Annotated in this window: 15 protein-coding genes and 1 pseudogene; 8 read left to right on the forward strand and 8 right to left on the reverse strand. The window is 35.5% G+C overall.

The genetic code is table 11. The features are described from left to right. The first annotated feature begins 286 nt into the window (after positions 1 to 286). The 6 genes from AAGD51_RS03870 (at position 287) to AAGD51_RS03895 (ending at position 6101) form a co-directional block, all read left to right on the forward strand. Entirely contained in the window at positions 287 to 1474 is a 1188-nt protein-coding gene (locus tag AAGD51_RS03870; RefSeq protein WP_006279883.1) for an MFS transporter, read from the forward strand. Between the two features lie 60 nt (positions 1475 to 1534). Continuing rightward, positions 1535 to 1840 carry an integration host factor subunit alpha gene (locus AAGD51_RS03875; protein WP_006279881.1) on the forward strand — a complete coding sequence of 102 codons (306 nt, stop codon included), beginning with the start codon at positions 1535 to 1537 and terminating at the stop codon, positions 1838 to 1840. Then, a complete protein-coding gene (locus AAGD51_RS03880; RefSeq protein WP_006279880.1) occupies positions 1840 to 2166 on the forward strand; it encodes a MerR family transcriptional regulator in 327 nt (108 codons plus the stop codon). Before AAGD51_RS03875 ends, AAGD51_RS03880 begins: the two co-directional genes overlap by 1 nt. Positions 2167 to 2211: 45 nt before the next feature. Next, positions 2212 to 2808, forward strand: a complete 597-nt coding sequence (locus tag AAGD51_RS03885) for a murein hydrolase activator EnvC family protein (protein WP_006279879.1) — start codon at positions 2212 to 2214, stop codon at positions 2806 to 2808. Positions 2809 to 2820: 12 nt separating this feature from the next. Beyond that, complete coding sequence (gene leuS / locus AAGD51_RS03890; RefSeq protein ID WP_236514332.1) at positions 2821 to 5337, forward strand: leucine--tRNA ligase; 2517 nt, start codon at positions 2821 to 2823, stop codon at positions 5335 to 5337. Positions 5338 to 5465: 128 nt separating this feature from the next. Continuing rightward, the gene (locus tag AAGD51_RS03895) at positions 5466 to 6101 is read left to right on the forward strand and encodes a hypothetical protein (RefSeq protein ID WP_077188484.1); all 636 of its coding nucleotides are present in this window, start codon (positions 5466 to 5468) and stop codon (positions 6099 to 6101) included. Positions 6102 to 6638: 537 nt separating this feature from the next. Here the strand turns inward: AAGD51_RS03895 and AAGD51_RS03900 are convergent. The 5 genes and pseudogenes from AAGD51_RS03900 to AAGD51_RS03915 all read right to left on the reverse strand — a co-directional run bounded on the left by AAGD51_RS03900 (position 6639) and on the right by AAGD51_RS03915 (position 8578). Continuing rightward, positions 6639 to 7460, reverse strand: a pseudogene (locus AAGD51_RS03900) (IS5 family transposase). 58 nt (positions 7461 to 7518) lie between these two features. Next, a complete protein-coding gene (locus tag AAGD51_RS03905; protein ID WP_010082072.1) occupies positions 7519 to 7683 on the reverse strand; it encodes an IS3 family transposase in 165 nt (54 codons plus the stop codon). Then, positions 7676 to 7837 (reverse strand): DDE-type integrase/transposase/recombinase, encoded by a 162-nt coding sequence (locus tag AAGD51_RS07235; RefSeq protein ID WP_010082071.1) that lies wholly within the window; start codon positions 7835 to 7837, stop codon positions 7676 to 7678. The genes AAGD51_RS03905 and AAGD51_RS07235 overlap by 8 nt, the downstream gene beginning before the upstream one ends. A gap of 3 nt (positions 7838 to 7840) precedes the next feature. Next, a complete protein-coding gene (locus tag AAGD51_RS07240) occupies positions 7841 to 8263 on the reverse strand; it encodes an IS3 family transposase (RefSeq protein WP_182282499.1) in 423 nt (140 codons plus the stop codon). A gap of 51 nt (positions 8264 to 8314) precedes the next feature. Continuing rightward, entirely contained in the window at positions 8315 to 8578 is a 264-nt protein-coding gene (locus tag AAGD51_RS03915) for a transposase (RefSeq protein WP_236514333.1), read from the reverse strand. 136 nt (positions 8579 to 8714) lie between these two features. Between AAGD51_RS03915 and AAGD51_RS03920 the strand changes: the two genes are divergently transcribed. After that, positions 8715 to 9422 carry a pyridoxine 5'-phosphate synthase gene (locus AAGD51_RS03920; RefSeq protein WP_265040622.1) on the forward strand — a complete coding sequence of 236 codons (708 nt, stop codon included), beginning with the start codon at positions 8715 to 8717 and terminating at the stop codon, positions 9420 to 9422. Here the strand turns inward: AAGD51_RS03920 and AAGD51_RS03925 are convergent. From AAGD51_RS03925 to rplM, 3 genes are all read right to left on the reverse strand, one after another. Continuing rightward, the gene (locus AAGD51_RS03925) at positions 9415 to 9726 is read right to left on the reverse strand and encodes an HU family DNA-binding protein (protein WP_006279876.1); all 312 of its coding nucleotides are present in this window, start codon (positions 9724 to 9726) and stop codon (positions 9415 to 9417) included. The genes AAGD51_RS03920 and AAGD51_RS03925 overlap by 8 nt on opposite strands. A 146-nt stretch (positions 9727 to 9872) precedes the next feature. After that, on the reverse strand, positions 9873 to 10328 hold the full coding sequence (rpsI, locus tag AAGD51_RS03930; protein ID WP_006279875.1) for a 30S ribosomal protein S9: 456 nt from the start codon (positions 10326 to 10328) through the stop codon (positions 9873 to 9875). A 10-nt stretch (positions 10329 to 10338) separates the two neighbouring features. Then, positions 10339 to 10797, reverse strand: coding sequence for a 50S ribosomal protein L13 (rplM, locus tag AAGD51_RS03935; RefSeq protein WP_010082596.1), 459 nt, complete (start codon positions 10795 to 10797; stop codon positions 10339 to 10341). A gap of 129 nt (positions 10798 to 10926) precedes the next feature. On the opposite strand from rplM, the gene AAGD51_RS03940 reads away from it, so the two are divergent. Then, positions 10927 to 12150 (forward strand): TolC family protein, encoded by a 1224-nt coding sequence (locus AAGD51_RS03940; RefSeq protein ID WP_006279873.1) that lies wholly within the window; start codon positions 10927 to 10929, stop codon positions 12148 to 12150. Positions 12151 to 12169 lie beyond the last annotated feature (19 nt).

The following is a 12169-nucleotide window of genomic DNA, read 5'->3' on the forward strand; positions in this document are numbered from 1 at the left end:
CCTACTATCCGAAGAGCGATGCAACAAAGCCATTCCAGTGTCAAGCACTGGAATGACACCGTCTTGGATGGAAACCAGTGTTGGCTACTCGGATGACATCATAGGGGCGCTAGGATGACACCCTGACAATCGTCATCCCGCTGCTTGTTAGCGGCTAAGAGATACCGCGGCGGCATGACGTAGGGAAACCGTTTTTTGGGTTAGCTATAACAGTAGTCAGGAAACAATAGCTTAAAAAGAGACTTAGTGTTAAATTTCTAATAGATTACTTATAAAAATAAATCTTATGGAAAGCAGAGCTAAGGCTTGGTTCATTTGGCTGATTAGTAACTTGGTTGTTATATTCAGCAACATGCAGATAATTTATACCTTTATAAGTGTAAATCTCGAAAAGGAACTTGGACTTACAATCGCGCAAGTTGCACTGGCTAATTCAGTATATACTTGGACTTTCGCCATCTTACAATTTTTTAGTGGAGCAACGTTTAATGTTTTTTCCAGTAAAAAAATTTATTTTTTCTCGTTATCAACTATGATCTTGGGGTTTTTTGTCCTTATTAATAGTGACAATTTCTCCCATTTGATTTTGTCTCAAGTGTTGATTGCAACTGGAGCATCATTTGGTTTTATTGGTGCTGCTCACACAAGTAGCATATGTTTTTCCGCTGCCCAATTTGGACTAATGTTTTCACTAGTGCAGACAATTTCAAGCCTTTCTGCTTTGGTAATTCAAATACTGTTCTCTAACTTGCTTGCCGAAGATGCATATTGGAAAAATCTGATTGTATGCATAATACTATTTGGTGTGTTGATATTTGTACTTACGCTTTTTTGTCCAAACACACTTCCAGAAAGCAGCTCAGAAAAGCGCACAATAAAAAGCTCTATGAAGACAGTAATGTGCTCTATATTAACAGTGCTAAAATTAAGAGATATCTGGATAACTTCAGTGGTGGGTGCTATTACTTTTGGAACATTTTTAGCACTTAATACCTTGTGGGCTCCAAGGTTACTGGGCAACTCAGAACTCAATGCAATGGAGTCAGGTATAGCAACTGCAATACTATGGCTTGGTCTTGCAGTTGGTGCTCCAATTGCAGATCGAATCTCAAACTTATTTAAAAATAGGAAACATGTAATTTCTGCTTTTGCTTTATTGCAAGGCGTCTCAATTATTATTTTACTATACAGCCATTTAACAGTCCACGTTGTGTACTTTTGTATGTTAATGTTCGGGTTTTTTGCGGGAGGACATATGCTTAATTTTACTGTCGGCAGCGAGATTGTGAAACGAAAATACATCAGCACATCATCATCCATTATCAATGGATTTATGTTTATTGGCAGTGGAGTTATAGTGTCAATGTTAGCACTTTTTACAGATCATAAAATGGCACTTTTTGCAATATTTGCGATATTGATAGTTGCCGGTATTTTAAATTATGCAACAAAAGAGACATACTCTAAAAAATAAAGTAGCTGAATCTCGAGTCGATTGCTATATTATATTTACGTATTGTAATATTTATCAATAATGGATCACGTTACAACAAAAGACACAACAGTAACTAAGGCAACGATAGCTGGAGATATAAACCAAGAAATAGGATTATCAAAGGAAGACTCTGTTTCGATAATAGATGATATATTGGACGAAATAAAGACAAGCTTGGTAAAGGATGGAATAGTAAAAATATCGTCATTTGGAACATTCTTGGTTAAGAAAAAGAAGGAAAGACCAGGAAATATACCAAATACATCGGAGAAAGTGATGATTCAGGCAAGAAATTCAGTTTCTTTTAGGCCTTCAAAAATTATAAAAAAATCAATCAATAATTAATGAACAAGGAAAAATTATTTTATACGATTGGGGAAGTAGCTGAAGAGCTACATTTGGAACAGCATGTTTTGAGATTTTGGGAAGGTCAATTTCATCAAATTAAGCCTACAAAGCGTAAAGGAAGAAGGCTATATGATCGCAAGTGTATAGAGGCCATAAAGAAAGTAAAATACATGCTATATGATAAAGGATATACAATAAAAGGAGTGCAAAAAGAATTTGGTAATGATATAAAAGTCACAAAGAATTTGTTGCAAGAACTCACCGATTTGAGGGACTATTTAACTAGTAAAATAAATAACGAGGAAAGTAACAAGCAGGCGTGAAACACTACGTCTCGCTAAAATTTTGGAGTTTTGTGAGAGTTTAAAATGTGGCATATAGCCTCATTTCTTATGTTATTAGCAATATTAATAGGCTGTGGCCTGCAAAAACCTGCACCTGTGCTGCTTAAAGGCGAAGAATTTTACGGAAAAAGAGATCTGGAATATACAAGAGAGTACCATTTAATTAGGGAGCCTTCAGTGCAAAAAGAAAGTAGAAAAGCCATCATAAATAGGATATACAAAGATAACAATAATACACAAAATGTGGGGGTAAATTGTAAATTTGTAATGCCAGTTAAAGGTTCAGCTACCTCTTCTGATGAAATGTGTAAGGATGGCATAAAAATTGCTGCTCAAAATGGAACGAACGTAGTTTCCTCTGCACCAGGCAAAGTGATATATGTAGGCAAAGGGCTGAGATGGTATGGGAATTTAATTATAGTGGAACACAAAGATAATTACATGACTGTGTACTCCTATTTAAAAAACATACATGTTGAAATTGGCGATAAAGTAAAGCAAGGTCAAGTAATTGGATCTGCAGGTAAATCAAGCACACAAGATAAAGATCCACAGATGTGTTTCACAATACGACATAATGGCCAAGCGGTTGATCCTTTGATGCATATGAACTGTAATTGAATTTGGATTTATATGAAATATGATTTTAAAAGTGTTGAAAAATTTTATCAAGATAAATGGGATTTTTCTGTAAGCAAGAGTGGTAAACAAGAAAAGTGTTACGTGTTGGAAATGTTTCTATATCCATCTGGTAAAATTCATATGGGACACTTACGTAACTATGCAATAGGGGATGTGATAGCGCGTTACAAGAGAGCTAATGGATTTGAGGTTTTGCATCCAATTGGCTGGGATGCGTTTGGATTACCAGCTGAGAATGCAGCAAGGGATAACAATATTAGCCCCGAAACATGGACAAAAGAGAATATAGATAATATGCGTACACAGTTGAAATCTATAGGTCTTTCTTATAATTGGGAGCGTGAACTCTCCACATGTGAGCCTGATTATTACAAACACGAACAAAAATTTTTCCTGGATTTTTTAAAGCATGGGCTTGCCTATCGAAAAGAATCATGGGTTAACTGGGATCCAGTGGACCAAACAGTGCTTGCAAATGAACAGGTGGTTGATGGAAAAGGATGGCGATCAGGTGCAGTTGTTGAAAAACGTAAGTTGTCCCAATGGTTTTTAAAGATTACTGATTTCGCTGAAGATTTACTCAAGTGCCTGCAAAGTTTGAAAAATTGGCCAGAAAAAGTCAAAACAATGCAGGAGCGTTGGATAGGAAAATCTGAAGGAGCAACTATAGAGTTTGAAGTAGTTGGCCTGAATAAGAAATTAAAAGTTTTTACAACTTATCCTCATACTTTGTTTGGGGCTTCTTTTTGTGCAGTGGCAGCAGAGCATCCTATTGTGCAGGATTTAAAGAATGGTTCTTCTGTTGTCATCCCAGTGCTTGACACTGGGATCCAGGAAATAAAATCGAAAAGAGAGAACGATGAAAAAATAGGAGTTTACACCGGATTAAACGTCAAACATCCATTTCTTGATAAGGAATTGCCGCTTTACATAGCGAATTTTGTGTTGATGGAATATGGGGAAGGCGCGATTTTTGGTTGCCCTGCACATGATCAGCGTGACTTTGAATTTGCACAGAAATATAATTTGCCGATAATTCCCGTTATTTCTTCAGCCCACTTAGGTGTCATTCCAGCGCGTGACCAGAATTCTTACAATGGATCCCAGTGTCAAGCTACTCAGATGACAAAGGAGGCGTATACTGGAGACGGGACAATGTTTAACTCCGAATTCTTAAACGGATTAATGGTTAGTGAAGCAAAGGAAGCCATAGTTAAAAAATTTGAAGAAAAAAAAATAGGCAAAAAAACAATAAACTATCGTTTGCACGATTGGGGAGTTTCAAGGCAGCGTTATTGGGGATGCCCTATACCTATCATATATTGCAAAGATTGCGGAACTGTTCCAGTGCCAGAAAAAGACCTTCCTGTAGTTCTACCAATAGATGTAGAATTTACAAGTGGTGGCAATCCGCTGGATAAGCACCCAACTTGGAAATTTGTTGATTGTCCAAAGTGCGGAAAGCAAGCAGAGCGTGAAACTGATACATTCGACACCTTTTTTGAATCTTCCTGGTATTTTGCTGCATTCTGTAGTGAAGATAAATCAATAGACAAAGATGCATGTAATCGTTTTATGCCTGTTGATTATTATATAGGTGGGATAGAACATGCAATTCTGCATTTGCTTTATTCAAGATTTTTCTGCCGTGCTTTAACCAAATGTGGCTATTTTGATATTAAAGAGCCTTTCTCTACTTTAATCACTCAAGGAATGGTCTGCCATGCAACTTATAAAGACGAAAATGGTAAGTGGCTATTTCCCGCAGAAGCAAAAGAGTTGATTGCACAAGGAGCTAAGGTTCAAGTTGGAAAAGTCGAGAAAATGAGCAAATCGAAAAAGAACACAGTTGATCCAAATTTTATCATAGAAAAGTATGGTGCTGATACTGCCCGCTTGTTTGTGTTGTCCGACACTCCTCCGGAGAAAGATATGGAATGGTCCGATGATGGCGTGGAAGGTTGTTCTCGTTATGTAAATAAATTGTGGCGTATGGTCATGCAGCTAAGACCTGTAAATATACACTATGATAATGAAAATGTTACGGGTGGACTTCTAGAGTACAGAAAAAAAATTCATAAACTCTTACACGGACTTACAGATGACTTGGAAAACTGCAGATTAAACTGTGTAGTGGCAAAATTTCGTGAGATGACGAATTTAATAGCTGAAATAGACGTAAAAACTGGAAAATCTCTTATTGATGAAGGTATATGTATATTAATCAGAGTAATCGAACCATTCATACCACATCTAGCTGAAAGCCTATGGCAAGAAATAGGAGGTCAACCTTGGCCAAAAGCTGATGAATCATTATTAGTTGACGATACGGTAACTATAGCAGTGCAAATCAATGGAAAATTACGTACAACAATCAAGGTGGCAATTAACTTACCTCAAGAAGAATTGAAGAAAATAGCGATAGACTCTGTGTCCAGTAAGATCGATCAAAGCAAAGTTCGCACTGTATATGCTGTACCAAATAAGATAGTAAATATAGTTATATAAAAGACCTGAGTAGTACGTTTTATATAATCTGATTTTATGGCTATACTTTTTTTGACATGTAGTTATATCTTTTTTAATATAAAGGATATATACTTATGCATTATATATTTTTTTGTATGAGGAGTTATATGAAAATAAAGAGATTGTGCGTTTTGGCTGTGTTGCTTACTTCATCTCTAGCAGGTGCAGCTAGTAATAGTGCAAGTAAGTCAGAAGATAAGTACTATGCAGGTTTAAACTTTGGTGCTGGTTGGGGTGGTGGCTTTAAAATGAAACCTGGTGTTGTTCTTGGTTACCATTATGACCAAAACTCTAAATTTGAACTTGAGGTTCTCAGTAATATTAAGTCATTAAAGAGCATAGGAGCTAGCTTATTGGCAAACTACCGCTTCTATCCTGACCTTGATATTGATCCCGTTAAACTATATGTCAGCGGAGGTTTAGGAGGATATCTCCAAATAACACCTTTTGGCTTTGGTGTTAGTGATACAGTTGATGGTGATGACAATAGTTCACAAGAAGAAAAAGAAAAGGAAGAAGAAACACAAGGTGCTCCAGAATCAGGTGGTGAAGCTGCTGGTTCATCTGTAGTAGATAAAATACTGAGTTCTATTTCCTATAAACTAAAGTTAGGTGTTGATTATGAAATTACTCCGCAGATAATTGGTGCAGTTGGTATGACCATGGGTGGGCAACTAAGTGGTATAAAAGCAAAACAAATACCAGATGCAACTCTAGAGATAGGGGTACGTTATAATTTTTAATGCTGCTACTTAGTTCATAAAGGTAGAGACGATGTTGAGGATGAAATAAACAGCATTAAAAAAAATCCGAAAACGTATTTTCGAATATGGTTTTGAACGCTAGCTATAGATTAGAAAAATAACAAGAAAAAGGGTAAACATACTGTAATTGCTGTTGAATGATGGAGTCCATTATTTTAGCACGAAGTAACGAATTCAGTAGAATAAGTTCTTCAAAAATAATTTAAACTTTTATTAGTAGGAGCAGTCTCATGGAATATTATAGCGATCTCACTAAAAGAAACTTTTATAAGTATCGTTGATGAGAAAGGAAAAATTGTTAAGGAAGAAGTTGTTGCAAGAGAAAGTAAGGCAATAGCTGAATTTTTTCTTGGTCAAGGCAAAAAATATGAATCCATGGGAATAGAAAGTGGACAGTTATCAATTGACCTTACCCAGAAAAAGTGGAGAGAAAGTTTGGAATGTTTTTTACAAAAAGAATGATGCATCAAATTGTTCTGGAATGCAATAGTTAGAGGTTGTCCACAAACCAGTAAATCAAGCATATTCCCTACTTAACATAACTTTACTCATAGCCAGATATATGAAACTTTCAGTAGATGTTGTAAGTAAATCGTACTCCTTTGATAGCCTTCTATTTCTATTGATCCAAGCAAAAGTCCTCTCTACCACCCACCTTCTCGGCTGTACTGAAAATCCAGGATCCCGTTGTGGCAATAGTTCTAGTGGTGTATCTTTATGCACCCAAAACCTACATGGAGGCCTTTTGACAATTTCAATATCTATCCCATATTCTCTCTTTACGTAATCCTTTAAATCTTTTCCTTGGTATCCCATATCAGCCCACATTTTCTTAATATTGCTGTATTTTTCCTTCATATTGTCCAATGCCATCTTCACCCCATCTCTGTCATTTTCGCTTGCAGCTCCTACATAGCAACCAAGCACAAATCCTTGAGTATCTGTGATTATATGTCTTTTTCTCCCCTTTACCTTTTTCGCACCATCATAACCTTTGCCCCCCTTTTTCCGTGGTTTTTACCGATTGACTGTCCACTATGCATGCGCTCGGCTTCCCATTTTTGACCTACTATATTTAGTGATATCATAGTTCATTTTCTCAAAAATTCCCTGCTTTTTCCATCTTCTAAACTGCTCATACACAGTCTTCCATAGCGGAAAATCATTTGGTAAATACCGCCATTGACATCCTGTGCGCAGTATATAAAGAATTGCATTTACTATCTCACACTTACTGTATTTTGGTGGCCTTCCTCCTTTCTTGTATGATACTCTGAAGTGTTTTTCTATTCTTGCCCATTCCCTTTTACTTAGATCTGTTGGATATTTTTTCCTCATCTCTTACCTCAATATTCTTTCTTTATATACTACGTATTCCTTGGTTTGTGGACAACCTCTAATAGTGACGTTGTTTGTTATAAAAAATTTCTATGTATTCAAATATTGCAGTTCTAGTTTGTTGAGCAGAGTGTTGTGAAGTATCAATAAGTATTTCTCTTTTCAATGAGCTAAAGAAGCTTTCTGCAACAGAATTGTCGTAACAACAGCCTTTATTACTCATCTATATTCTTTACAGCTAAGAGATATTGATACCCTTGCGCAGTATATTGTGAACCTTGGTCACTGTGCAGCAGTAGATTTTTAACAGGTTTACGCCTATTAATGGCCATTAATAAAGAGTTCATAACCAATTGTTTATTTATTGCACTACTCATTAACTACCATACGTGAGAATTATTGCTGCCAAATATAGCCATCCCTCCTTGGTTTTGATGTAAGTAATCCCATACTTTATTTGGTTGATCAACAATAAAGTTTTGATCTAGTATATTGGGAGCTACAGCTCTATTATCTGTTTGTTGTTTTTTAATTTTAAACTTTCTTCTCAGTATAGCCCTGATGTCATTTTTCTGCATAATACTTTGCACCGTTTTCAAATTGCAACTTTTACCCAAAGCCTTCAATTCAGCATGAATTTTAGGAGCTCCATATCTACATTTAGAAACTTGATATATTTTTTGAATAGCTTCGAGTAGCTCTTTATTTGCTGATTCTCTACTGCTTATTTTTCTTGTGGTCCACTTATAGTAGCCACTAGCAGAAAATCCTACATAATTCCTGTACTTTATAGCAGTTACTATGCTCTTTTATAAAAAAATATTTTACTCTTTTTGACTGGCCAGGGCTTTTTTTTAAATGTCTCTTTCCCTTGTTACTTTTGCTAACTCTTTCTGTAAATCAAATCTCTCTTTGTCGTAAGGAGCCATGTTACCTCTACCTGGAAATGCATCTGCTGCCGACTTTTTTTCGTTGTATTTCTTTATCCATTTTCCTAATAAACCACCCTTTATTCCTAAATCCTTTGCTGTTTTTGTAATTGTTTGACCTACCTTTCTTTGTTCATTTGCCAGCTTAACAGCTTCCAATTTGAATTCTGCCGTATATTCTCTTGCCATTTCTAATCCTCCAAAATTTTATTTTACCCAAAAAAACTCTTTTCTTTCTCTCCACTTTTTCTGGATAAGGTCAAACAATGACTATGCAAAAAACCTAATAACATGTATAATCTATAAATAATTTCTGAGGTAGATTGTGAAACTAGGTGTTAATATCGATCACGTTGCAACCCTCCGCAACGCACGCGGAACTTCTTATCCAGATCCATTGAAAGCAGCAGAAATAGCCATTGACGCTGGAGCAGACTTTATTACTGTACACTTACGAGAAGATAGAAGGCATATTAGAGATGAAGACGTATTTAACCTAAAAAAAAGCATTAGCACTGAGCTAAATCTTGAAATTGCAGCCACGGAAGAAATGCTTGAAATAGCAAAAAAGGTAAAACCCTATTCGATTAGTATAGTACCAGAAAAAAGAGAAGAATTAACAACCGAAGGTGGCCTGGATATCGTGAATATGCACAATAAACTTTCTAGTATAATAGAGGAAATGCATAGCTCTAGCATAAAAGTCTCACTGTTTATCGATCCAAATATTGATCAACTAAAATATCTTGAAAAGCTAGGGACAAAACCTGACATAATAGAAATTCACACAGGGGATTACTGTGATAATCCATCAGAAAAAAAGTTACAGTTAATTACTAATGCTGCAGAGTACGTCAATAAATTAGGAATAGAATGCCACGCAGGACATGGCATAACTTATAAACACGCTAAGAAGATGACAAGAATACCTCACATCTCAGCTCTTAACATAGGCCACTATTTAATTAGCGAAGCTGTATTTTACGGCTTACACAGCGTAGTAAAAACAATGAAAATGACAATGTCTAACTAACTGCTGCTTTTTCCTTCTCATTTAAAATACTTAAAAGAGTTTGGCTTGCTTTAAATTTTACCCTTGTCTTTTTAGGAACAGTCATGATCTCACCACTTTGGGGGTTACGACATTGTTTTTCCTGACTGATAGCAGTAGAAAATGTTCCTATTCCATGCAAACGTATTTCACCTTTCCCATGCAGCTCATTCTTTATTATTTTAATAAACGCATCATGAATCTTGCTCAAATCAGATTTTGTTATATCTATATTCTGACTAGAACAATCTTCCTTTAATTGTTTTATTATATCTTCTTTACTCATAAATTACCTTAATATTGAAAAAATCACATAAATAGCATATTATGTTGACACCGATAGTCAACTAAATTCATCACAAAAATAGAGGATATCATACATTTTTGCAAATATTTGTATAATACTTACAAAAAAACACCCCTATAAAATAACTATCTCTTAGAAAATTGACACTTTTTCCGAGCTTTATGTTGACCATATTTCTTACGTTCAACAACACGTGAATCTCTAGTTAAGAACTCACCATTACGTAGTATAGAATGCAAATCTTGGCTTACACTACTTAAAGCTCTGCTTATTCCATGAGCTAGAGCACCTGCTTGACCAGATAGCCCTCCACCTTTTACAGTTGCAAATACATCGTATTTATCCAATGTGGAAGTTGCAACAAATGGCATTTTTACTATTTGGCACACTGACTCTCTTTTAAAATAAGAAATTAGATCGCCTTTTTTGTTAACACTAAATTTTCCACTCCCCGGCTTTATCCATACTCTTGCTACAGATTCTTTTCTTCGGCCTGTAGCATATAAACGACCAAGCGAATCAACTGCTGATTTAATTGTCTTTTCTGACCAATCATTGTTATTTATTGTAGAACTCTTCATTTTTACTCCATTACTTTTTATTTTTACGATTCAAAGAGGCAAAATCTATCTTTTCAGGTTGCTGTCCTTGATGCTTATGCTCTGAACCAGAATAAACATACAAATTTTCAAAGCGTCTACGTGCCATAGGCCCATCATCAAGCATCCTTTTCACTGCCATTTCTATTACACGCTCAGGAAATTTGCCATTTAAAATATTATCTGGAGTAGTTTTCTTCAAACCACCAGAATAACCTGTATGCTTATAGTAAATTTTATCTTTAAGCTTCTTTCCGGTGAAATGCACCTTTTCTGCGTTGATAATAATTACATTATCGCCACAATCCATATGAGGTGTATACTCAGGTTTATGCTTTCCACGTAATAGTGTCGCTACAAATGCTGCAAGCCTCCCTACCACTAATCCTTCTGCATCTATGACAAACCACTTTTTATTGATTTGTTTCTCCTTTAAGAAAAAAGTCTTCATTATTTGATCCAACAATAGTAAGCTATGATATACTTAATTTCTCAATAGTGTCAACAATATTAGTTATTGATTATTAAAGTAATTTATGTTAGTAATTGAGCTGCGCAACCAATATGCATAGGAATTAGAATGTTTCGATTGATTATCACACTTGCGATCATTTTTAATACTATAAGTTGCTATGCAACCGATGTGGGAGAAGTGATAAGCAAAGCCATCAAAAATAGCTCAAAAATAAAGTCTCAATTTTACCAATATAAAAGCGCAGAAAAACACTATAAATCTTCTGGGTTAGCTGGATTTTTACCTGACATTAATTTGCAATACAATTTCGATAGTAACTTTAATCTTGATACATCTGAAAAAAAACTTACATTGCGCCAGAAATTAATCGATGGCGGTGGTACCTTTGCCACATTCAGTCGATCAAGCCATCTTCTCAAAGCAGAAAAGATGCGATTTCAGCAATTAAAACAAGAGCTTGCACTTAATGCTGTGAAAGCATATGTTAATGTTTTACAAAAGACAGAAATATTAAAGCTCAGAGAACATAAAGAACGCGTTTCTTTGGAACATTTGTCAGCTATGAAAAAACGCTTTTCCCTTGGAGAGGTAACCAATGCTGAAGTTTTGTTAGCAAAAGCAAAATTTTCGTCTTCTATATCCGAAAGAGTTGATGCTGAAGGTAAATTAAAGTTGGTAAATATTGCTTATTATCATTTGATTGGCGAAGATGCTGATGACCTTTCTGAAGCTAATGATAAACTACCTTCTGTTCCAGAGCTAAATGAATGTTTACAGTTAGCAAAAACCAATAATTTATCTCTAAAAGCAGCAGTTTATCAAAAAAGAGCAGCCGGAATGGAAGTGATTGCTGAAAGCTCCAAGTGGCTTCCTTCTTTAAATCTAAGTGCAAGCAAAAATTTTGGGGAGGATGGTATGAAGGTAGACAAACTATTAGAAAATGTTCATGTAGTTTTTACTCTTGATGTTCCGATCTTTAAGAGAGGAGTTAATGCTTTTGGTGTCAGTAAAGCTAAAATGGATGCAAAAAAATCTACCTACGATTATTATGAAACGGTAAAAAATATAGAACAAGCAGTTGTAAATGCTTGGAATAATGTGTTGACAGCAAAGGCCATTATCAAAGCAAGTCAAGAAGCGGAAAAAGCAGCAGCTCTAGCATTGGAAGGAGTTGAGCAAGAAGTAAACTTAAATTTAAAGAGTACATCTGACCTTTTGGACACTGAAGATGCATTATTTAAAGCACGTTCAGACTTAGTTGAAGCAAAAAGCAATTATGTGATTAGTGTTTACAACTTGCTTTTTATGATAAATAGTATAGACCTCTAAATTTAATGGTATTAGCACT

Source organism: Wolbachia endosymbiont (group A) of Volucella bombylans (assembly GCF_964026965.1).
In the GTDB taxonomy this organism is placed as follows: Bacteria; Pseudomonadota; Alphaproteobacteria; order Rickettsiales; family Anaplasmataceae; genus Wolbachia; species Wolbachia pipientis.